The 21,641-nt window shown below is 70.8% G+C and carries 21 protein-coding genes; 13 read left to right on the forward strand and 8 right to left on the reverse strand.

The genetic code is table 11. The features are described from left to right. Positions 1–4 precede the first annotated feature (4 nt). Both AB0I53_RS34780 and fdhD read right to left on the reverse strand, forming a co-directional pair. Entirely contained in the window at positions 5–880 is an 876-nt protein-coding gene (locus tag AB0I53_RS34780) for an alpha/beta hydrolase-fold protein (protein WP_358612701.1), read from the reverse strand. A gap of 74 nt (positions 881–954) precedes the next feature. Continuing rightward, positions 955–1,791: a formate dehydrogenase accessory sulfurtransferase FdhD gene (gene fdhD / locus AB0I53_RS34785; protein ID WP_358612703.1), complete on the reverse strand. Its 837-nt coding sequence runs from the start codon at positions 1,789–1,791 to the stop codon at positions 955–957. A 105-nt stretch (positions 1,792–1,896) separates the two neighbouring features. On the opposite strand from fdhD, the gene AB0I53_RS34790 reads away from it, so the two are divergent. Beyond that, positions 1,897–3,234 (forward strand): OFA family MFS transporter, encoded by a 1,338-nt coding sequence (locus AB0I53_RS34790; RefSeq protein ID WP_358612704.1) that lies wholly within the window; start codon positions 1,897–1,899, stop codon positions 3,232–3,234. A 100-nt stretch (positions 3,235–3,334) separates the two neighbouring features. On the opposite strand, the gene AB0I53_RS34795 is transcribed toward AB0I53_RS34790, so the two are convergent. Together AB0I53_RS34795 and AB0I53_RS34800 are read right to left on the reverse strand one after the other, a co-directional pair. Next, positions 3,335–4,186: an LLM class flavin-dependent oxidoreductase gene (locus tag AB0I53_RS34795; protein ID WP_358612706.1), complete on the reverse strand. Its 852-nt coding sequence runs from the start codon at positions 4,184–4,186 to the stop codon at positions 3,335–3,337. Positions 4,187–4,212: 26 nt separating this feature from the next. Next, the gene (locus tag AB0I53_RS34800) at positions 4,213–5,139 is read right to left on the reverse strand and encodes a LysR family transcriptional regulator (RefSeq protein ID WP_358612708.1); all 927 of its coding nucleotides are present in this window, start codon (positions 5,137–5,139) and stop codon (positions 4,213–4,215) included. Between the two features lie 71 nt (positions 5,140–5,210). Here AB0I53_RS34800 and AB0I53_RS34805 point away from each other — a divergent pair, with 71 nt between their 5' ends. The 3 genes from AB0I53_RS34805 (at position 5,211) to AB0I53_RS34815 (ending at position 7,774) form a co-directional block, all read left to right on the forward strand. After that, the gene (locus AB0I53_RS34805) at positions 5,211–6,269 is read left to right on the forward strand and encodes an SDR family oxidoreductase (RefSeq protein ID WP_358612710.1); all 1,059 of its coding nucleotides are present in this window, start codon (positions 5,211–5,213) and stop codon (positions 6,267–6,269) included. Positions 6,270–6,278: 9 nt separating this feature from the next. After that, the gene (locus AB0I53_RS34810; RefSeq protein WP_358612712.1) at positions 6,279–7,064 is read left to right on the forward strand and encodes an SDR family oxidoreductase; all 786 of its coding nucleotides are present in this window, start codon (positions 6,279–6,281) and stop codon (positions 7,062–7,064) included. Positions 7,065–7,168: 104 nt separating this feature from the next. Further along, entirely contained in the window at positions 7,169–7,774 is a 606-nt protein-coding gene (locus tag AB0I53_RS34815; protein ID WP_358612714.1) for a hypothetical protein, read from the forward strand. Positions 7,775–7,826: 52 nt separating this feature from the next. Here AB0I53_RS34815 and AB0I53_RS34820 read toward each other — a convergent pair whose 3' ends face one another. Then, on the reverse strand, positions 7,827–10,124 hold the full coding sequence (locus AB0I53_RS34820) for an FdhF/YdeP family oxidoreductase (protein ID WP_358612716.1): 2,298 nt from the start codon (positions 10,122–10,124) through the stop codon (positions 7,827–7,829). Positions 10,125–10,248: 124 nt separating this feature from the next. On the opposite strand from AB0I53_RS34820, the gene AB0I53_RS34825 reads away from it, so the two are divergent. Next, positions 10,249–12,876, forward strand: coding sequence for a valine--tRNA ligase (locus tag AB0I53_RS34825; protein WP_358612718.1), 2,628 nt, complete (start codon positions 10,249–10,251; stop codon positions 12,874–12,876). A gap of 44 nt (positions 12,877–12,920) precedes the next feature. Here the strand turns inward: AB0I53_RS34825 and AB0I53_RS34830 are convergent, their stop codons facing one another. Further along, on the reverse strand, positions 12,921–13,745 hold the full coding sequence (locus AB0I53_RS34830; protein WP_358612720.1) for a siderophore-interacting protein: 825 nt from the start codon (positions 13,743–13,745) through the stop codon (positions 12,921–12,923). 81 nt (positions 13,746–13,826) lie between these two features. Beyond that, a complete protein-coding gene (locus AB0I53_RS34835; RefSeq protein ID WP_358612722.1) occupies positions 13,827–14,561 on the reverse strand; it encodes a methyltransferase domain-containing protein in 735 nt (244 codons plus the stop codon). A gap of 28 nt (positions 14,562–14,589) precedes the next feature. On the opposite strand from AB0I53_RS34835, the gene AB0I53_RS34840 reads away from it, so the two are divergent. Genes AB0I53_RS34840 through AB0I53_RS34850 form a run of 3 tightly spaced genes read left to right on the forward strand, consistent with a single transcriptional unit; the run spans position 14,590 to position 16,887 of the window. Beyond that, the gene (locus AB0I53_RS34840; RefSeq protein ID WP_358612724.1) at positions 14,590–15,000 is read left to right on the forward strand and encodes a MerR family transcriptional regulator; all 411 of its coding nucleotides are present in this window, start codon (positions 14,590–14,592) and stop codon (positions 14,998–15,000) included. 40 nt (positions 15,001–15,040) lie between these two features. Next, positions 15,041–16,408: a folylpolyglutamate synthase/dihydrofolate synthase family protein gene (locus tag AB0I53_RS34845; RefSeq protein WP_358612726.1), complete on the forward strand. Its 1,368-nt coding sequence runs from the start codon at positions 15,041–15,043 to the stop codon at positions 16,406–16,408. Then, positions 16,405–16,887: a DUF4233 domain-containing protein gene (locus AB0I53_RS34850; protein ID WP_358612728.1), complete on the forward strand. Its 483-nt coding sequence runs from the start codon at positions 16,405–16,407 to the stop codon at positions 16,885–16,887. The genes AB0I53_RS34845 and AB0I53_RS34850 overlap by 4 nt, the downstream gene beginning before the upstream one ends. Positions 16,888–16,961: 74 nt before the next feature. On the opposite strand, the gene AB0I53_RS34855 is transcribed toward AB0I53_RS34850, so the two are convergent. Beyond that, positions 16,962–18,062 (reverse strand): zinc-binding dehydrogenase, encoded by a 1,101-nt coding sequence (locus AB0I53_RS34855; RefSeq protein WP_358612730.1) that lies wholly within the window; start codon positions 18,060–18,062, stop codon positions 16,962–16,964. 209 nt (positions 18,063–18,271) lie between these two features. Here AB0I53_RS34855 and AB0I53_RS34860 point away from each other — a divergent pair, with 209 nt between their 5' ends. From AB0I53_RS34860 to AB0I53_RS34880, 5 genes are all read left to right on the forward strand, one after another. After that, complete coding sequence (locus AB0I53_RS34860) at positions 18,272–19,810, forward strand: alkaline phosphatase D family protein (protein WP_358612732.1); 1,539 nt, start codon at positions 18,272–18,274, stop codon at positions 19,808–19,810. A 60-nt stretch (positions 19,811–19,870) separates the two neighbouring features. Further along, the gene (locus tag AB0I53_RS34865; protein ID WP_358612734.1) at positions 19,871–20,101 is read left to right on the forward strand and encodes an AbrB/MazE/SpoVT family DNA-binding domain-containing protein; all 231 of its coding nucleotides are present in this window, start codon (positions 19,871–19,873) and stop codon (positions 20,099–20,101) included. Beyond that, positions 20,091–20,519 carry a type II toxin-antitoxin system VapC family toxin gene (locus AB0I53_RS34870; protein ID WP_358612736.1) on the forward strand — a complete coding sequence of 143 codons (429 nt, stop codon included), beginning with the start codon at positions 20,091–20,093 and terminating at the stop codon, positions 20,517–20,519. The genes AB0I53_RS34865 and AB0I53_RS34870 overlap by 11 nt, the downstream gene beginning before the upstream one ends. A gap of 106 nt (positions 20,520–20,625) precedes the next feature. Then, positions 20,626–21,036, forward strand: coding sequence for a nucleoside-diphosphate kinase (ndk, locus tag AB0I53_RS34875; RefSeq protein WP_101376463.1), 411 nt, complete (start codon positions 20,626–20,628; stop codon positions 21,034–21,036). A 5-nt stretch (positions 21,037–21,041) separates the two neighbouring features. Next, positions 21,042–21,587, forward strand: a complete 546-nt coding sequence (locus AB0I53_RS34880) for a GNAT family N-acetyltransferase (RefSeq protein ID WP_358612738.1) — start codon at positions 21,042–21,044, stop codon at positions 21,585–21,587. Positions 21,588–21,641 lie beyond the last annotated feature (54 nt).

Consider the following 21,641-nt stretch of genomic DNA (forward strand, 5'->3'; position numbering starts at 1 on the left):
GGCCTCACTTCTTGCGAGACCGGGCGAGTTGGCCGCCCACGAAGTCGACGACCTCCGGCAGGGCCTTCCGGTAGTAGCGGCTGTTGTGGCCGCCCGGCGTGGTCGAGGCGTACTCGGGCTTGGCCGCGCGGATGAAGCGACGGGTGCCCTCGATGAACCGGTCCTCGGTGCCGCACCACACGCCCAGCGGCACGTCGCCGAGCTCGTCGATGTGGCGGAGCGGGTCCATCGCCGCCCACTCGGCCTCGCCGGCGAAGGCCCGCCGCTTGCTCATCTCCCGCCAGCTGGTGATCAGCGCCGGGGAGACGACGGCGGCGGCCGACAGCGGATTGCCCTGTTCCCGCCGGCGGCGGGCGTAGAGCAGCGCGCCGAATCCGCCCATCGAGATGCCGGCCGCCGCGAACGGCTGGCCGCCCGGGCCGCCGAGGCGGCGTTCGGCCAGCCAGCGCGGCACCTCGTCGAGCAGCATCGACATCGGATCGTCGCCCGGCCACCGGTGCCAGTAGCTGTTCCCGCCGCCGTCCACCGCGAGGAACGCGAACGGCGGGATGCGGCCCGCGGCGACCGAGTCGGACAGCCAGGTCGGCAGCCCGCCCGCGGACTTGCGCGCGTCGCCGAACCGGCCGTGCAGCATCAGGCAGACCGGAAGCCCTTCGCGAGCAACGCCTTTCGGGAACATCGTGACCAGGTGGACGGGGCAGTTGCGGGCCTGCGAGTGCACCTGCTCCACGAACACGTTCGACTCGTCGACCAGCTGCGCCGCCGGGCGCGTGTCGAGGTCGGCGGTCAGCCCGACGCTCAGCGCGGCGAGCCCGGCGACGCCGGAGGCGAGGACGCTGCGCCGGCCGAGCATGCGGCCGCGCGGTTCACCGTCGCCCATGCGTCCTCCCGTTTCGCCGTCCGGCTTTCAATCGTGCCAACGGGGTGCCCCGGCACCAACCGAGTGGGACGTAATCAGGCGATGTCCTTCGTCACGATGCGTTCGGTTCCGGTGTAGACGTTCATGGAGCGGCCGCGGAGGAACCCGATCAACGTCATGCCCTGCTCGGCCGCGAGGTCCACGGCCAGCGACGACGGCGCGGACACCGCGGCGAGCGCGGGCACCCCGGCCATCGCGGCCTTCTGCACGAGTTCGAACGACGCCCGGCCGGACACCATCAGCACGCACCCGGTCAGCGGCACCCGGTCGGCCAGCACGGCCCAGCCGAGGACCTTGTCGACCGCGTTGTGCCGGCCGACGTCCTCGCGCACCACGAGCAGTTCGCCGTCGGCGTCGAACAGGCCGGCCGCGTGGAGCCCGCCGGTGGTGTCGAAGACGCGCTGCGCGGCCCGCAGCCGGTCCGGGAGGCCGATGAGGGTGTCGGTGTCCAGCGTCAGCGGGTCGCCGGCGGGGGAGTGCCGGGTGCTGAGCCGGACGGAGTCCAGCGCGGCCTTGCCGCACACCCCGCAGGACGAGGTGGTGTAGAAGTTGCGCGTCACCGAGGCGTCCGGCGGCTGGACGCCGGGCGCGAGCAGGATGTCCAGCACGTTGTAGGTGTTGCGGCCGTCCGGGCCGGGGCTGTCGCAGTAGCGGGCCGTGGACAGCTGGGTCTTGTCGTGGATGACGCCTTCGGTCAGCAGGAACCCGTGCGCGAGTTCGATGTCGTGACCGGGCGTGCGCATGGTGACCGAGAGCGGCCCGCCGTTGACCCGGATCTCCAGCGGCTCCTCGGCGGCCAGCGTGTCCGGCCGGCTCCGGCTGCCGTCGGCGGCGATCTTCAGCACCGGTCGTCGCACGGTGACGCGTCCCATCGGGCCCTCCCTAACTGGCCGCATCGGCGAAATCGTCCTCGTCCGAATGCCTTGTACACCGTATGCTCAGCCGCGCTGTGATCAACGCCGCATCGGGGAGGTCCCATGGTCGCAGACCTGCTCGCTCCCACCAGAATCGTCGCACCTCGCGAATGGAACAGGTGGCTGGTTCCGCCCGCTGCGCTCGCGGTGCACCTGTCGATCGGGCAGGTCTACGCGTGGAGCGTCTTCAAACCGCCGCTGGAGGACACCCTCGGCCTGTCCGGGACGCTCAGCGCGCTGCCGTTCCAGCTGGGCATCGTGATGCTCGGGCTGTCCGCGGCGCTGGGCGGGACGCTGGTGGAGCGACGCGGCCCGCGGTGGGCGATGGCGGTGTCCGCCACCTGCTTCTCGACGGGATTCCTGCTCTCCTCGCTCGGGGTGTCGATCGGCCAGTACTGGCTGGTGGTGCTCGGCTACGGGTTCGTCGGCGGGATCGGGCTCGGCATCGGCTACATCTCGCCGGTGTCGACGCTGATCAAGTGGTTCCCGGACCGGCCGGGCATGGCGACCGGCATCGCCATCATGGGCTTCGGCGGCGGCGCGCTGATCGCCTCACCGTGGTCGACGCAGATGCTGGAGTCCTTCGGCACCGGCAGATCCGGGATCGCGCTGACGTTCCTCGTGCACGGGTTGGCCTACGCGGTGTTCATGTCGCTGGGCGTGCTGCTGGTCCGGGTGCCGCCGCCGGACTGGCAGCCGGCCGCGATGCCGGAGCAGGCGGCGCGCCCGATGATCACCACGGCGAACGTGACGGCCCGCAACGCGATGCGCACGCCGCAGTTCTGGCTGCTGTGGGTGGTCCTGTGCTGCAACGTCACCGCGGGGATCGGCATCCTGGAGAAGGCGTCGCCGATGATCGTCGGCTTCTTCGCGGGTAGCTCGACGCCCGTCGCCACGGGTGCGGCGGCCGGGTTCGTCGCGCTGCTGTCGCTGACCAACATGGCCGGGCGGTTCGTCTGGTCGTCCACATCGGACATCGTCGGGCGCAAGAACATCTACCGGCTCTACCTGGGCGGCGGGGTGCTGCTGTACCTGGGCATCGTGCTGTTCGGGGCGACCGGGGTGCCGGTGTTCGTGCTGTGCGCGATGCTGATCCTGTCGTTCTACGGCGGCGGTTTCGCGACGGTGCCGGCCTACCTGAAGGACCTGTTCGGCGGCCTCCAGGTGGGCGCCATCCACGGTCGGCTGCTCACCGCGTGGTCGGTGGCGGGCGTGTTGGGGCCGCTGATCGTCAACGCGATCGCCGACGTCCGCAAGGCGGCCGGCGCCACCGGGCCGGACCTGTACACGACGTCGCTGTACATCATGATCGGCCTGCTGGTCGTCGGGTTCGTCGCCAACGAGCTGGTGCGGCCGGTCCATCCCAGGTTCCACGAACCGGCCACCGGAGGTGCGCGATGAACCGCCGAGGACTGCTCGTCTTCGCGTGGGCGTGGGTCGGCCTGCCGTTCGCCTACGGCGTCTACGAACTCGTCCAGAAGGTCACCCAGCTCTTCACCGGCTAGCGCGACCGCTCGATGGCCGCGGTCACCTCGCGGACCGCGGTGAGCTCGGGGAACTGGACGAGCCACCAGGTGGCGCCGGCCTCCCGGAAGGGGGTGGGATCGTCGCCCGGGGCGCCGCCGACGGCGACGTCGTAGTCCCGCAGCCCTCCTCTGCGCCGCTCGATGCTGCGGAGCATCTCGCGCAGGCCATCGGGGGTGGTCTCCGGACACACGCCGTCGAAGCGCGCGGCCCGACGCAGGGGTCGTTGCCGGACCGACTGGGCGGCGACCCAGATCGGGATCCGAGGGCGCTGCACGGGACGCGGGAGGAATTGCAGCCCTTCGACGCGGTAGTGGTTGCCCTGGTAGGTGACCGGTTCGCCGATCCACAGGCGGCAGATGACATCCAGGGCCTCGTCGAGCATCTCGGCGCGGCTGCGCGCGTCGTCGACCTCGCCCAGCTTGGAGAGCTCGCCGCCGTTGTCCGCCCCGAGCCCGACGCCCAGGATGAGCCGACCCGAGCTGAGCTGGTCGATGGCCACGGCCTGCCGGGCCACGTCGTGCGGCCTGCGGCGCGACAGCGGGGTGATCCTGGTGCCGATCCGGATTCGCTCGGTGCGCGCGGCGATGGCCGCCAGCGCGATCCACGGATCGCAGACGGCGAGGCCGGGCCGCAGCGGCCGCACCACGTGGTCCCAGAGGAAAACGCCGTCGAACCCCGCGGTTTCGGCCTTGGCCGCGAGCTCGGCGAGGACGCCGGGGTCGGCGAGTTCGCCGAAGGGCGGGATACAGGGCGTAGCGCACCGCGGCCGTCCTTGATGGGGAACGTGGCGAGGATCCGGAAGGGCGGCAGCGCCGTCTAGCCGCACGCGGAGCTGATAGGTGCTTCACCTGGTCAGGCGCCGGCATTCGCGGATGCGAGGCGGCGGCGGACGTGGTCGGGGAGGACCGCGGCCTTGCGGGCGAGGGTGTCGACGAAGGCCGACGTGAGCGGGTCCGGGCCGCTGCGCGTGTAGGCGGTCAGGGTCCGGTGCACGGGCGGGTCGGGGCGCAGCAGCGTGCCGTCGAAGCGGCGCGGGATGATGTTCGCCGGAACCAGCGCGGGGCCCAGCCCGGCGGCGGCGAGCATCGGGGCCGCCGCGGTCTGCTCGGTGCGGATCGCGGCTTTCGCCTGGAATCCGGCGCCGGCGCAGGCCTGCTCGAGCACGTCGGAGAGCCCGTTCTCCGGGCTGTAGTGCACCCAGCCCCGGTCGGCGAGCGCCGCGAGCTCGATGCGCGTCGCGCCCTCGCCGACGGCCGGATCGTCCGGCGGCAGCACGACGACGAACTCCTCCACGCCCAGGGTGTGCACCGGACCATCCCAATCGGATGGTGGCGGTCCCACCGCGAGATCGGCCTGCCCGGCCGTCATCGCGGCTCTGAGTTCGTCGGTGTGCCGGTGCTCGAACAGTCTGATGTGGACACCGGCGTGCTCGCGGCGCCAGGCGCGCAGCACCGGCGGCAGCACGCCGAGGCTGATCGAGTACACCGTCGCGAGTTGCAGTTCGCCGCTCTCCAGCCCCGACGCCCGTCGGGCGGCCAGCCTGGCCCGTTCGGCGTCGGCGAGCGCCGCGCGGGCGTGCGGCAGCATCGCGCGGCCCATCGGCGTCAGCCGCACCGCGCGCGGCAGGCGCTCCAGCAGTGGGCCGCCGACCTCCCGCTCCAGCGCGCGCACCTGGTGCGACAGCGCGGGCTGGGTGACGTGCAGGAGCTCCGCGGCGCGGGTGAACGAACCCTCCGCCACCACCGTGACCAGGTACTCGAACTGCCGCAGAGTTGGCATGAACAGAACTTATCACTACCAGAAAGAACAAGACTTGGACTTATGGTTCGACGGCGACGAGTGTTGTCGGCATGGAGCACAACACCAAGGTCGCCCTGGTCGTGGGGGCCAACGGGGTCATCGGCCGCAACCTCGTCGAGCACCTGGCCACGCTGCCCGACTGGGAGGTGATCGGGCTGTCGCGGCGCGGCGGCGAGAACACCGATCGGGTCCGGTACGTGGCCGTCGACCTGCTCGACCCGCAGGACACCCGGGCGAAGCTGCGCGAGCTCACCGGCGTTACGCACGTCTTCTACGCGGCCTACCAAGACCGCCCGACCTGGGCCGAACTGGTCCCGCCGAACATGGCGATGCTGACCAACGTCGTCGACGCGGTCGAAGCCGCCGCGCCCGGCCTGCGGCACATCAGCCTCATGCAGGGCTACAAGGTCTACGGCGCGCACCTCGGGCCGTTCAAGACGCCGGCCCGCGAGACCGACGCCCGGCCGATGCCGCCCGAGTTCATGGCCTCCCAGCAGCAGTTCCTGGAACAGCGCCAACGGGGCAAGGCCTGGACCTGGACGGCGCTGCGCCCTTCGGTGGTGGCCGGATTCGCGCTCGGCAACCCGATGAACCTGGCGATGGTGATCGCGGTCTACGCGGCGATCTCGAAGGAACTCGGCCTGCCGCTGCGGTTTCCGGGCAAGCCCGGCGCCTACGACTCGCTGCTGGAGATGACCGACGCCGGCCTGCTGGCCAAGGCGACGGTCTGGGCCGCCACCTCGGAGCAGGCCGAGAACCAGGCGTTCAACATCAACAACGGCGACCTGTTCCGCTGGCGCGAGCTGTGGCCGAAGATCGCCGCGCACTTCGGCCTGGAGGTCGCCGACCCGCTGCCGATGTCGCTGAGCGACGTGATGGCGGACAAGGCCGAGCTGTGGCAGCGGATGGTCGCGGAGCACGACCTGGAAACGCACACGTACCAGGAGGTTTCGTCCTGGGGGTTCGGAGACTTCGTCTTCTCCTGGGACTACGACATGTTCGCCGACGGCTCGAAGGCCCGCCGGTTCGGGTTCCACGAGTTCGTCGACACCGAGGCGATGTTCCTGGAGATCTTCGACGACCTGCGCGCGCGCCGGGTCATTCCCTGAGGAGTCCTGATGGATCTGCAACTGGCCGACAAGGTCTTCGTGGTGACCGGTGCCTCCGCCGGAATCGGTGAGGCGACCGTCCGCCTGCTGGCGGCGGAGGGCGCGAAAGTCGTTGGAGTGGCGCGGAAACCGCACGGCATCTGCGAACTCGGCAGCGGGATCAGCGCGGTGGCGGCGGACATCACCGACCCGGACGCCGCCGAGCAGGTCGTGGCGACCGCGCTGAAGCGGCGCGGCCGGCTGGACGGGCTGGTGAACAACGTGGGCGGGCTGCAGTCGCGCACCGGCTTCCTGGACGTCGACGACGAGGAGTGGAAGCGGACCTTCGAGCTGAACTTCCACTCGGCGATCCGCATGACCCGGTCGGCGCTGCCCGCGATGCTGGAGCAGGGCGCGGGCAGCGTGGTGCACGTGACCAGCGAGGCGGCGCGCCTGACGGATGTGCCGCTGATCGACTACGCGGCCTCGAAGACCGCGATGCTGTCGGTGTCCAAGGCGCTGGCGATCGAGTTCGGGCCGAAGGGCGTGCGTTCCAACGTCGTCGCGCCCGGCCCGACCCGGACCTGGCTGTGGGACGCGCCGGGCGGCTTCGCGGCGCAGCTGGCGGACCAGTTCGGCCTGCCGGTGGAGGAGGCGGTCGAGCACTTCGTCCGCGACGTCCGCCGCCTGCCGACCGGTCGCCTGGGCACCCCGGACGACGTGGCACGGGTGATCGCGTACCTGCTGTCCCCGCTGGCGGCGCAGGTCACCGGGGCGGAGTGGGCGGTCGACGGCGGCGCCCTGCGACAGGTGTAGGCCGCGGCGGCGTGCGGGGCTGGACCGTTTCAGGTCGATCGGCCCCGCGCTGACGGCCGGTGGCGCTACCGTCGGCCACGCACCCCGGACATGTGAGGAACGCGATGGCCACCAGTATCCCGCCCGATCGGCAGAACCTGCGCTTCGTGGAGGCGTCGGAACCGATCACCGAACCGATCACGAAGTTCGGCGGCCAGCCGGTGTGGCTGGCCGACCCGACCTGGCCGCTGTCCGCCGACACCGGCCGCCCGATGCGGTTCATCGGCCAGGTCCGCTTGCCGGGCGAGGAAATCCGGCTCGGCTACCTGTTCATGACCGAGGACGACCCCGACGAGTTCGTCGATAGCACCTTCGACCCGGCAGGCGGCGAGAACGCCTTCTTCGCGCAGCCCGGCGAACCGGCGGCGTTCTACCAGGTGGCCAGCATCCGCCGAGGCCCGACGTTCGGCCCCGACCACCACGCGGAGCTGAGCCCGCACGACCCGGCCGCCGTGGACGACCAGGACGACGACCTGCGCAGCCGCCTGTGGGGCGAGCCGGTCTGGCTGCAGGGCGAGGAGTGGCCGGACGAACCGGGCACCTGGCGGTTCGTGACGCAGCTGGACAGCGCGGACGAACCGTTCGGCATGAACCTCGGCGACGCGGGCGTCGCCTACGCCTTCATCGACGAGAAGACCGGCCAGGGCCGCTTCCTCTGGCAGTGCGGCTAATTCTCGTGAGTGAATCTTCCGGTTCTTGCCGGAAGATTCACTCACGAGCGCGTCAGGCGCGTTCCAGGCGGATGATGACCGCCTTGGAGACCGGCGTGTTGGACTTCTCCGCCACCGAGTTCAGCGGCACCAGCGGGTTGGCCTCCGGGTAGTAGGCCGCCGCGCAGCCCCGGGCGGTCGGGTAGGCGACGATCCGGAAGCGCTCCGCGCGGCGCTCTTCGAGCGAGCCGTCCGCCGCCGTCCACTCGGAGATCACGTTCACCAGATCTCCCGCCGCGAAGCCGAGTTCCGCGATGTCCTCGCCGTTGACCAGCACCACGCGGCGGCCGTCCTCGATGCCGCGGTAGCGGTCCGAGAGCCCGTAGATCGTGGTGTTGTACTGGTCGTGGCTGCGCAACGTCTGCAGCAGCAGCCGCCCCGCGGGCACCCGGATCGGCTCCGGGACGTTCACCGTGAAGTTCGCCTTGCCCGTCGCCGTCGGGAAGGTGCGGCTGTCGCGCGGCGGGTGCGGCAGCACGAAGCCGTCCGGTTCGCGGACCCGCCGGTTGTAGTCCTCGCAGCCGGGCACCACCTGCGCGATGTGGTCCCGGACCACGTCGTAGTCGCGCTCGAAGGATTCCCAGCGCACCGGGTGGTCCGGGCCGAGCAGTTCGCGCGCCAGCCGGGAGATGATTGCGACCTCGGAGAGCAGGTGCCCGGACGCCGGAGCGAGCCGCCCGCGCGAGGCGTGCACCACCGACATCGAGTCCTCGACGGTCACGAACTGCTCGCCGGCGTCCTGCACGTCGCGTTCGGTGCGGCCGAGCGCGGGCAGGATCAGCGCGGTGCGGCCCGGGACGGCGTGCGAGCGGTTGAGCTTCGTGGACACCTGCACCGTCAGCTCGCAGCCGCGCAGCGCCCGGATGGTCGCGTCGGTGTCCGGCGTCGCGGAGACGAAGTTCCCGCCCATCCCCACGAACGCCCTGACCCGGCCGGCCTGCATGGCCCGGATGGTGTCCACTGTGTCCAGTCCGTGCTCGCGTGGCACCGGCACCCCGAACTCGCGCTCCAGGGCGGCCAGGAACTTCTCCGGCATCTTCTCCCAGATGCCCATCGTCCGGTCGCCTTGCACGTTGGAGTGGCCGCGCACCGGGCACACCCCGGCGCCGGGCTTGCCGATCATCCCGCGCAGCAGCAGCAGGTTGACCACCTCGCGGATGGTGGCGACGCCCTGCTTCTGCTGGGTCAGCCCCATCGCCCAGCACGCCACCGTGCGCTGCGAGGAGATCAGCATCTCGGCGATCCGCTCGATCTGCTCGCGGGCCAGCCCGGTGGCCTCGGCGGTGGCCTCCCAGTCGACATCCCGGGCCTGGGCGGTGAACTCGTCGAAGCCGTGCGCGTGCGCGTCGATGAAGTCCTGGTCCACCGCGCCAGCCTTGAGCACCAGCGCGTTGAGGGCCTTGAACAGCGCCAGGTCGCCGCCGATGCGGATCTGCGCGAACTCGTCGGCCAGCTGGGTGCCGTCGCCGACCACGCCGCGCACGTTCTGCGGGTTCTTGAACCGCATCAGCCCGGTCTCCGGCAGCGGGTTGACGGCGATGATCCGCCCGCCGCGCTGCTTGACCTTCTCCAGCGACGACAGCATCCGCGGGTGGTTCGTGCCCGGGTTCTGGCCCACCACCAGCACCAGGTCCGCGTGCTCCACATCGGACAGCGACACCGAGCCCTTGCCGATGCCGATGGTCTCGGTCAGCGCCGACCCGGACGACTCGTGGCACATGTTCGAGCAGTCGGGCAGGTTGTTCGTGCCGAAGCTGCGCACCAGCAGCTGGTAGAGGAACGCGGCCTCGTTGCTGGTGCGGCCGGAGGTGTAGAACGCGGCCTCGTCGGGCGAGGCCAGCCCGCGCAGGCTGGTCGCGATCGCCTCGAACGCCTCGGCCCAGTCGATCGGCCGGTAGTGGCTGTCGCCGTCGCGCAGGATCATCGGCTCGGTCAGCCGGCCCTGCTGACCGAGCCAGTAGTCGGTCTTGCCGGCGAGCTCGGCGACCGGGTGGCGGGCGAAGAACTCCGGCCCGACCCGCCGCGTCGTGGCCTCCTCGGCGACCGCCTTCGCCCCGTTCTCGCAGAACTCGGCGAGCTTGCGCTTGTCGCCTTCGGCCTCGCGCGGATCCGGCCACGCGCACCCGGGGCAGTCGAAGCCCGCGCGCTGGTTCAGCAGCGGCAACGTCCGCGCGGTCCGGGTCAGGCCCATCTGCTCCCAGCTGCGGTGCAGCGAGACCAGCACGCCCTTCACCCCCGCCGCGGCGTGGCCGGGCGGACCGACTCGGAGGCCGTTCTCGTCGATGTCCTGTTCGGGCGCTCCACGCGACATGCGCCTAGCGTGCGACACCGCGCGCAGCCGAGCACGGCCGGGTGGCAGGAGTCACAACAGCGCTGGTCGCCGCGCAGCCCATGCCCGGAAAACGCGCTGAACAGGCACTCGTAGAATCCGGGGCGTGACACAGACCCATGCCGCTCAGCAACGTGAACTTCCGTCGACCTGGAACCCGGCCGACGTAGAGGCCGAGCTGTACGAGCGCTGGGTAGCCGCCGAGTACTTCACCGCCGACGCGAACAGCGACAAGCCGCCGTTCTCGATCGTCATCCCGCCGCCGAACGTCACCGGCAGCCTGCACATCGGGCACGCCTTCGAGCACACCCTGATGGACATCCTCACCCGGCGCCGCCGGATGCAGGGCTACGAGGCGCTGTGGCTGCCGGGCATGGACCACGCGAGCATCGCGGTGCAGGCGCTGGTCGAGCGGCAGCTCCGCGATGAGGGCGTCGACCACCGCGAGCTGGGCCGCGAGGCGTTCCTGGAGCGCGTGTGGCAGTGGAAGGAGAAGCACGGTGGGGCGATCCTGTCCCAGATGCGCCGCCTCGGCGACAGCGTCGACTGGTCCCGCGAGCGCTTCACCATGGATGCCGGGCTGTCCCGCGCGGTGCAGACGATCTTCAAGAAGCTCTACGACGACGGGCTGATCTACCGGGCCGAGCGCCTGGTCAACTGGTCGCCGCAGATGCGCTCGGCGATCTCCGACATCGAGGTGGAGCACAAGGAGGTCGAGGGCGAGCTCGTCTCCATGCGCTACGGCGACGGCGACGACGCGATCGTAGTCGCGACTACCCGGATCGAGACGATGCTCGGCGACACCGCCGTCGCGGTCCATCCCGACGACGAGCGCTACAAGCACCTGATCGGCACCGAGATCGAGCTGCCGCTGACCGGCCGCAAGATCCCGATCGTTGCCGACGAGCACGTGGACCCGGAGTTCGGCACCGGCGCCGTCAAGGTCACCCCGGCGCACGACCCGAACGACTTCGAGATCGGCAAGCGGCACGACCTGCCGATGCTGACGATCATGGACGAGCAGGGCCGGATCGCCCACACCGGCACGCAGTTCGACGGCATGGACCGCTTCGAGGCCCGCGTCGCCGTCCGCGAGGCGCTGCACGAGCAGGGCCGCATCGTCGCGGAGAAGCGCCCGTACCTGCACAGCGTCGGGCACAGCTCGCGGTCGAAGGAGCCGATCGAGCCGCGGCTGTCGCTGCAGTGGTTCGTCAAGGTCGGCCCGCTGGCCAAGGCCGCCGGCGACGCGGTGCGCGACGGCCGGGTCGCGGTGCACCCGCCGGAGATGACCAAGCGCTACTTCGACTGGGTCGACAACTTGCACGACTGGGCCATCTCGCGGCAGCTGTGGTGGGGTCACCGCATCCCGATCTGGTACGGGCCGAACGGCGAGGTCGTCTGCGTCGGACCCGACGAGGAGCCGCCGGCGGGCGAGGGCTGGCACCAGGACGAGGACGTGCTGGACACCTGGTTCTCCTCGGGCCTGTGGCCGTTCTCCACGATGGGTTGGCCTGCGGACACCGCGGACCTGCGGAAGTTCTACCCGACCAGCGTCCTGGTCACCGGCTACGACATCTTGTTCTTCTGGGTCGCCCGGATGATGATGTTCGGCCTCTACGCGATGGACGGCGTGGAACCCTTCAAGGTCATCGCGCTGCACGGCATGGTCCGCGACGCGCACGGCAAGAAGATGTCGAAGTCCGCGGGCAACACCGTCGACCCGCTGGTGTGGATGGACACCTACGGCACCGACGCGCTGCGGTTCACCCTGGCGCGCGGCGCGAACCCCGGCACCGACTCGCCGATCAGCGAGGAGTGGGTGGCGGCGTCCCGCAGCTTCTGCACGAAGCTGTTCAACGCCACCAAGTTCGCGATGATGAACGGCGCGCGGGTGCCGGAGCGGCTGGCCGACCGCGGCGAGCTCACCGACGCCGACCGGTGGATCCTGGACCGCGTCGACCAGCTGGTGTCCGATGTGGACGAACTGCTGGAGGACTTCCAGTTCGCCAAGGCCACCGAGGCGCTCTACCACTTCACCTGGGACGAGTTCTGCGACTGGTACCTGGAGCTGTCCAAGGTCCAGCTGGACGGCGAGCGGGCGGAGCGCACCCGCGAGGTGCTCGGCTACGTGCTCGACGTGCTGCTGCGGCTGCTGCACCCGACGATCCCGTTCATCACCGAGACCCTGTGGACCGCGTTGACCGGCCGCGAGTCCGTGGTGATCGCGGACTGGCCGAAGGCGTCCGGAGCGGTCGCTGACCCCGCCGCCGCGGAGCGGATCACGGCGGCGCAGAAGCTGATCACCGAGATCCGGCGGTTCCGGTCCGACCAGGGCCTCAAGCCGGGGCAGCGGGTCGCGGCCAAGCTCGGCGGCGTCGCGAAGCTTGGGCTGGCCGACCACGTGCCGGCGGTGCAGGCGCTGGCCCGGGTCACCGAGCCGGCCGACGGGTTCACCTCGTCGGCGTCGATCGAGGTCGGGTTGGCCGGCGGCAACGTGTCGGTGGAGCTGGACCTCTCCGGCGCGGTCGACGTGGCCGCCGAGCGCAAGCGGCTGGCGAAGGACCTGGCCGCGGCGGAGAAGGAACTCGCGGGCACCGACAAGAAGCTGAACAACCCGGCGTTCCTGGACAAGGCCCCGGCCGACGTGGTGGACAAGATCAAGGCCCGCCGCGAGACGGCGCAGGCCGACATCGCCCGCATCAACGCCCGCCTCGCGGCCCTGCCCGAGGGCTGATCACCGTCCTGAGCGCGCAACCCGGTTCCGATCGGGTTGCGCGCTCACGGCATTCGCCAGTAGCCGCAGAACATGATGTTGTTCTTCGGCAGGCCCGATCGGACCCAGTGCCGGCGCAGCGACGCGGCCAGGTCGGACTCGCCGACCACCCAGCCGTAGGTGTTCTCGGTGGGCGTCGGTAGCGCTTCGGCCGCGGCCAGTGCCGCTCGCCCCGGCGTGTTGCCCGGGTTGTCCCGCACCACCCAGCGCACCGTCATCCCGGCGGGTGCCTCCAGCCGTTGCTGGTCCGCTGTGGACGGAATCTCGATCAGCGCCTGGCCGCGGGTTTCCGGTGCCAGGGAGGCCAGCACGCCCGCGACCGCCGGCAGCCCCGTCTCGTCCGCCACCATCAGCACGTGCTCCGCGTCCGGCGGCGGGTTGAACCCGATGCCCTCGTCCAGGATCGCCACGGCGTCACCTGGTTCGCAGGTCTGCGCCCACGTGGCGGCGGGACCGGCGGTGCCGTCCGCGGCGGAGCCGTGCAGCACGAAGTCCACGTCCAGTTCCGGGCCGTCGGAGCCGATCGGCCGGTAGGCCCGCACCGAGTAGTTGCGCAGCACCGGCCGGGAGGTCTTGGCGATGGTCAGGAACTTGGCGTAGGAGACCGCGTTGAGCCTGTTCGGCAGCCGGGACAGCGAGTCCTCGGCGACCGGGATGAACAACCGGAACCACTGGTCGAAGCCCATGTAGCGGAACCGTTCGACGTCGCCGCGCCCGAGCGTGACGCGCGCGAAGTGCGGTGAGATCCGCTCCCGGCGGACAACCCGCAGCGTGAGCAGCTCGCTGTGCTCCGGCTTGATCCTTCTCGTGGCCAGGTTGGTTCGGGCCATGCTCAACTCCTTCGTGACTTAGCTATGCCTAACCTTACTTCAAACTCGGTCGGGCGTGATCGCTAATTCCGGGCTGCTGAGTCACGGGTTGGTGGTGGCCGCCAAAAAGATCGGTACGGCGCAGAACAGGCGGTCGGTTTCCGCGCGGCGCCGTTGTTCCGCGATCCAGGCCTGGGCTCGGGCGGCGGTGATCGAGCCGGTGGCGCGGGCCGCTTCGGCGAGGCCGGTCAGGAGCGGCAGTGCGAGGTCGCCGGCGAGGAGCCCGGTGTGGACCTCCATCGTGATGTCCCGGAAGCCGCGGTCCAGCAACAGGTTTCGGTACCTGCGGGCGGAGTGCGGGCTGGGCACCGCGGCGAGGCGGGACTGGATCATGGTGCGGGTGATCGCCATGTCGTCGGCGTCGACGATGATCGCCTCCCAGTCCTGGCCGAGCAGCACGACGCGACCGCCGGGCGCGAGCACCCGGCGGGCCTCGGCCAGCGCCAGGTCGGGATCGGGCACGGAGTGGAAGACCTTCTCCGCCCGATACCCCGCCAGCTCGCCGTCCGCGAAGGGCAGCTCGCAGGCATCGCCGACCCGGAAGTCGGCCGCCGGATACCGCTCGGCAGCGGCTGCGATCATCCCCTCGTCGACGTCCAGGCCGATCGCTCGGACACCGCGTTCCCGCAGCTCGGCGACGGCCGTCCCGGCGCCGCAGCCCACGTCGACCACCGCCCCGGACGCGGCGAGCAGGGCGTAGGAGCGTTCGCGGAGCCGAACCGCTTCCGGGAGCGCGTCGAAGCGGTCGAGGGCCTGGATCAGATTCGCTGTTGACATGGCCGGAAGCCTGCGACTTCATGTCGGCATGAAGTCAACACTCGGCATCGGCGACCTGGCGGCGCGCTTCGGGCTGGCCACCCACGTGCTCCGGCACTGGGAGTCGATGGGCCTGCTCGAACCGCGCCGGGTCTCGGGCCGTCGCCGCTACGGCCCCGACGACCTCTACCGGGTCGCGATCATCATGCGTTGCAAGCAGGCCGGGCTGAGCCTCGAAGCGATCCGCGAGCTGTCGACCACCGACGAGCCGCACGCGCGGCGCCAGGTCATGCGGCGCCACCGGGACGAGCTCCGCCTCCGCATCGCCGAACTGCGAACGTCGCTGGAGCTCATCGAGTGCGCGCTGGACTGCGACCACGCCGACATCGCGACCTGCCCGCACTTCCAGGCGGTGCTGGCCGAGCGGGTCTTCGCCGGTCGGCCGACCGCCGAGACGTAGACTGACCTCGTCGTTTCGCCGTTCGCAGGGGAGTGAGCACTTGTCCGGCACCGATCCCGCCGCGCTGCAGGAACTGCGCGTGGTGGAGGCCGAGCTCAACGAACGCTGGCCGGAAACCAAGATCGAGCCGTCGCTCGACCGGATCCGGGCGCTCACCGAGATGCTCGCCGACCCGCAGCAAAGCTATCCGGTCGTGCACATCTCCGGCACCAACGGCAAGTCGTCGACGTCGCGCATCACGGACGCGCTGCTGAGCGGCCTCGGGCTGCGCACCGGCCGCTACACCAGCCCGCACCTGCAGCTGGCCACCGAGCGCATCAGCATCGACGGCGCGCCGATCAGCCCGGAGGGATACGTCGAGGCGTACCGCGACGTCGCGCCGTACGTGTCCATCGTGGACTCGCGCAGCGACATCCGGATGAGCAAGTTCGAGGTGCTCACCGGGATGGCGTTCGCGGCCTTCGCCGACGCCCCGGTGGAGGCGGCGGTGATCGAGGTCGGCCTCGGCGGCAGCTGGGACGCCACCAACGTCGCCGACGCGAAGATCGCGGTCGTCTGCCCGGTCGCGCTGGATCACGCCGATTACCTCGGCACCGACCTGGCCTCGATCGCCCGCGAGAAGGCCGGGATCATCAAGCCCGGTTCCATCGCGGTGGTCGCGGCACAGCCCGCCGAGGTGCAGAAGGTGATCATGGAGCGGGTCACCGAGGTGGATGCCACGGTAGCCCGCGAAGGCCAGGAGTTCGGCGTGCTGTCCCGGACCGTCGCCGTCGGCGGCCAGCTGCTCCGGCTGCAGGGCCTGGGCGGCGTGTACGACGAGATCTTCCTGCCGCTGCACGGCGAACACCAGGCGCGCAACGCCGCGTTGGCGCTGGCTGCGGTCGAAGCGTTCTTCGGTGCCGGTGCCGACCGGCAGCTCGACGTCGAGCGGGTCCGCGAAGCCTTCGCGAGCGTCGTGACGCCCGGGCGCCTGGAACGGGTCCGCGCGGCGCCGACGGTGCTGGTCGACGCGGCCCACAACCCGCACGGCGCACGCGCCCTCGCCGACGCGCTCAGCTCCGAGTTCTCCTTCCGCCGGCTGGTCGCGGTGGTCGGCGTGCTCGGCGACAAGGACGCGCGCGGCATCCTCGCCGAGCTGGAACCGGTGGTCGAGGAGATCGTGCTGACCAAGAACTCCTCGCCGCGGGCGATGGATCCCGACGAGCTGGCCGGCGTGGCCAAGGACATCTTCGGCCCGGACCGGATCGTGGTCGAGCCCCGGCTGGACAACGCGGTCGAGACCGCGATCCAGCTGGCCGAGGAGACCGACGAGCCCGGCGAATCGGTTTCCGGCGGCGGCGTGGTGATCACCGGGTCCGTGGTGACCGCGGGCGAGGCGCGCGCCCTGTTCGGCAAGGAGCCGGCGTGAGCGAACCGCAAGACACTGGAGCCGTCGTGACCGATCAGCCGAAACCCGAACCGGACAAGGGCCTGCCAGCGGCGCCGCCCGGCGTGCGCGACCCGTGGAAGGGCCTGCGCGGGATCATGGCGGGCACGCTGGTGCTGGAGTTCATCGCGTTCATGCTCGCGCTCCCGGTGGTCTGGAAGCTCGGCAGCGGCGTCTCCAGCATCGGCTTCACCATCGTGACGGTGCTGTCGGTGCTGATGCTGGTGGCGGCGTTCGTGCAGCGCCGCCCGTGGGGCCTCGGCGTCGCGCTCGCGCTGCAGGCCGCGATGGTGCTCTGCTTCTTCGTGCACCCGGCGGTCGGGATCATGGGCGCGGTCTTCGCCGCGGTCTGGGGCTACATGCTGTACCTGCGCCACGACGTCGCCCGGCGCATGCGTGAAGGCCAGCTCTACGACCAGCTCGGCCACCCGCCCGGTTACCCGCCGGAGCAGGCCGACTGACGTTTCACGCGGTCGAGGGGTGCGCGCCGATTTCGCGGAAATCGACGCGCACTCGCGCTTTCGGCGACCGGCCGTCAGCCGATGTCGATAACGGCCCGGCCGATGGTTTCGCCGCGCTTCAGGGCGTCGTAGGCGTCCTGGACCTGCTCGAACGGGTAGTGGCGGCTGATCGTGTCCTGCGGGCGGAGCAGGCCGCGGGCCACCAGGTCGAGCAGGACCGGCATGTCGCGCCGCGGTTTCGCGCCGTAGGAGCCCTTGATCTGCAGTTTCCGCCGGGCGATGGTGGCCAGGTCGAACTCGGCGGTGGTGCCCCTGGCGGCGATGCCGACCACCACGACCTGGCCGCCTTCGACGACCGAGTCGCGGGCGATGTCGAAGGTCGGCACCGCGCCCAGCGCCTCGAAGGCGACGTCCACGCCGCGCCCGCCGGTCAGCTCGCGGATCGCCGCGGGCGCGTCCGCCTCGGCGGAGTTGACCACGTGCGTCGCGCCCAGCTTCCGCGCCCCTGCCAGCTTCTCCTCGCTGATGTCCACCGCGATGATCATGGACGCCCCGAACACCGCCGCCAGCTGGATCAGCGCCGAACCGACGCCGCCCGCCGCGACCACCGCGACGGTGTCGCCCACCTGCACGTTCGCCGCGTGGCGCAGCGCGCCGTACGCGGTCATCGTCGAGCAGCCCACCGAAGCGACGTCGCTGAGCTCCACGCCGTCCGGCACGCGGTAGACCGAGGTCGCGGGCGTGACGCAGCGTTCCGCCAGGCCGCCCATCGAGTACATCCAGACCGGCTCGCCGTCCGGCCGGAACAGCCGCGTCTCGTCGTCGTAGAGCCGCCCCTTGCCGCGGTTGAACTCGAAGAACTTCTGGCAGATCTCCTCGTTGCCGCGCGCGCACTGCTCGCACTGGCCGCACGGCATGATGAAGCTGGTCACCACCCGGTCGCCAATCTCGAACCCGGTGACGTCCGGCCCGATCTCGGCGATCACGCCGGCCACCTCGTGCCCGAGCACCGTCGGCGTCGGGAACGGCAGTTCGCCTTTGAGCACGTGCAGATCCGTGTGGCAGGCGCCGCAGGATCGCACGTCGATGGCGACCTCGCCGGCCTTCGGCCGGGGATCGGCGAGTTCCTCGATCCTCATCGGCTGGTTCGCGGCGGTGTGCACGGCGGCGCGCATTGGGACCTCCTAGTCAGACCGGCCAGTCGGTTTGCCCGTGAAGCTATCGCGCCGATCCGCCGGGCACCAGGCGCGACCGCGGGAAACCTGCACCACCAGTGATCGTTCCGGTACCGCCCGTGCGCTCGCGGTCGCCCGGCACGAACTCTTCACCTGCGCGTCGACCAGCGGTGAACCACCAGCTTCCTGCCGCGGATAGAACCGGCGGCATGACTCCCGAACCCTCCCACCTGAACCGGCGCGCACTGCTCCGCGGCGCCGCTGCCACCGGTCTGGCCGCCACCGGCCTGTTCCTGTCCGGCGCACCCGCGTTCGCGCGCGGCGGTCGCCCGGTGCCGACCCACGGCGTGCAGCTCGGCGACCCGCGCCTGGACGGGGCCGTGGTGTGGACCCGAGCCGACCGGCCGTCGCGGATGTTCGTGGAGGTCTCCAGGCACGCCGACTTCCGCGGCGCGCGGCGGATCCCCGGCCCGGTCCTGGCCCCGGCGACCGACGGCACCGGCGAGGTCCGGCTGCACGGGCTGCCGCCGGGGCAGCAGGCGTACTACCGCGTGATCGCCGAGGACCTGGACGGCCGCGTCGAGAGCGAGGCGCTGACCGGCACCTTCCGCACCGCGCCGCGCAACCGGCGGGACGTGCGCTTCCTGTGGTCCGGCGACGTCGTGGGGCAGGGCTGGGGCATCAACCCGGACGTCGGCGGCATGACGATCTACCGCGCGATGGCCGCCCGCAACCCGGACTTCTTCCTGCACAGCGGCGACACGGTGTACTCCGACGGGCCGTTGAAGGAGTCCGTCACGCTGCCCGACGGCCGGGTGTGGCGCAACGTCGTGACCCCGGAGAAGTCCAAGGTCGCCGAGACGCTGGCCGAATACCGCGGGCAGTTCGCCTACAACCTGCTCGACGAGAACGTGCGCCGCTTCGCCGCGCAGGTCCCGCAGCTCGTGCAGTGGGACGACCACGAGGTCACCAACAACTGGTACCCGGGCGAGATCCTGGATCTCGACCAGTACACCGAGAAGCACGTCGACGTGCTCGCCGAGCGCGCCTTCCAGGCCTTCCACGAGTGGCAGCCCATCCGCCGCCAGGACGCGGTGGACGGCCGGGTGTACCGGAAGGTCTCGCACGGCCCGCTGCTGGACGTGTTCGTGCTCGACATGCGCAGCTACCGCGACCCGAACTCGGCGGGCACCACGCCGGAGCGGATCCTCGGCGACCGCCAGGCGCGTTGGCTCGTCGACGAGCTCGGCCGGTCGCGCGCGACCTGGAAGGTGATCGCCTCGGACATGCCGATCGGCATCATCGTGCCGGACGGCGACAAGATCGAGGCCGTGGCCAACGGCCTGCCGGGCGCGCCCAACGGGCGCGAGGCGGAGCTGGCCTGGGTGTTGCAGGAGATCAGCCGCCGATCGGTGCGCAACACCGTCTGGCTGACCGCCGACGTGCACTACACGGCGGCGATCCACTACGCGCCGGAGCGCGCGGCCTTCGCCGGGTTCGACCCGTTCTGGGAGTTCGTCTCCGGCCCGCTGCACGCCGGCGCGTTCGGGCCGAACAAGCTCGACCCGACCTTCGGCCCGGAGCAGGTGTTCGTCAACGCCCCGACCCGCCAGGGCGCCTCCCCGCTGGAGGGCTTCCAGCACTTCGGCGAGGTCAACATCGACGGCCGCACCGGGCAGCTGACCGTGGACCTCCGTGACCAGTCCGGCCGCTCCCTCTGGGCCAAGACCCTCGACCCGCAGCGCTGACCAGCCACGATCGAGTTATTCCGTGGAAGTGGAAGTAGGAAAAGTCGTATTCTTACTTCCATGAAGCTGACGGAGAAGGGACAGGTGACCATCCCGGTCGATCTGCGCCGAGAACTGGGGCTTCGGCCGGGTGATCAGATCGAGATCAGATTGGAGGGAGAAGCGTTGGTCCTGACGCGCGCGCATTCGGTGCCCAGCCGTGGGCGGCGCATCGTGGAACACCTCCGCGGACGTGCCGGCGGGGACGGGCTTTCCACCGACGAGATCATGGCGTTGACCCGTGGAGAGTGAATCCGCCGGCGCGCCGGCCACGCTGGTCGACTCCAACGTCCTGCTGGATCTGGTCATCGAGGAAGGCGAATGGGTCGATTGGTCCTCGGACGCGCTTGAGAAGGTGGCGGAAGAGGGCCCCCTGGTGATCAACCCGTTGATCTTCGCCGAGGTGTCGGTGCGCTTCCCGACGATCGAGGAAGTCGAGGAAGCGTTCCCGAACGACTTCTTCATCCGCACACCGCTGCCGTGGTCGGCGGCGTTCCTCGCGGGAAAGTGTTTCCAGGACTACCGAAGGCGAGGCGGGGAGAAACGGTCGCCGCTGCCCGATTTCTACATCGGTGCGCACGCGGCGGTGAGCCGATTCCGCTTGCTGACCCGCGATGCGTGCCGGTACCGGACCTACTTCCCGACGGTCGAGGTCATCGCGCCGGACTGAGGCAGGGCCGCCGCTCGGGGTGTCACCTGCATCGATACCCTGGCGGGCAAATCGGGCGCGGTGCGTGTTCGCACCTGGCGCCACCGGAAATGAAGGAGAAACAACCGTGAGCGAGCGCACCCTGGTCCTGGTCAAGCCCGACGGCGTCGAGCGCGGCCTGGTCGGCGAGGTGATCAGCCGCATCGAGCGCAAGGGCCTGAAGCTGGTCGCGCTGGAGCTGAAGAACGTCGACCGCCAGCTCGCCGAGCAGCACTACGCAGAGCACGACGGGAAGCCGTTCTTCGGCAGCCTGATCGAGTTCATCACCTCGGGCCCGGTCGTGGCCGCGTGCGTCGAGGGCCCGCGCGCGATCTCGGCGTTCCGCCAGCTGGCCGGCGGCACCGACCCGGTCGACAAGGCAGCGCCGGGCAGCATCCGCGGCGACTTCGGCCTGGAGGTCCAGTACAACCTCGTGCACGGTTCCGACTCGGTCGAGTCCGCCGAGCGCGAGCTCAAGCTGTGGTTCCCGGAGATCTGAGCACCGTGGTCGAAACCGGTGTCGACGCCGACGGCTCCGTAACCGGGCCGCACCGGGTCGACACCTCGCACCCGGGCCTGGTGGACGGGCTCGCCGACCTGTGGGGCCGGGTCACCGCCGCCGGCGGCGCGGTCGGCTTCAGCCCCACCGACCCGGTCGACCGGCTGCGCGCGGCTGCCGCCGCGCTCGTCGAGGACGTCCGGGCCGAGAAGGCGCACCTGATCACCATCGGCCAGCAGCACGTGCTGGTCGGGCTCGCGGTGCTGCGGCAGCGCCAGCTGCCGGTGCGCACGCACACCGGTGAGCTCGCCTGGCTCGCCGTCGACCCCGCGCTGCAGCGCAAGGGCTGGGGCAAGCGGCTACTCGACGCCGTGCTGGTGCAGGCGCAGGCGATCGGCCTGGAGAAGCTGGACCTGGTCACCCGCAGCGGGCACGACCTGGAGCGCTTCTACGAGGCCCACGGCTGGGTCGAGCGCGGCCGCTGGCCGGGCGCGGTGCGGGTCGCCGCTGGTGACGACCGGGACGAGATCTGGTTCACCCGCGACGTCTGAGCACCGGTGTTGCGCGATTTCAATGGAAATCGGATGTCCGGTTTCCATTGGAAT

This window comes from Saccharopolyspora sp. NPDC050389, assembly GCF_040655595.1.
In the GTDB taxonomy this organism is placed as follows: Bacteria; Actinomycetota; Actinomycetes; order Mycobacteriales; family Pseudonocardiaceae; genus Saccharopolyspora.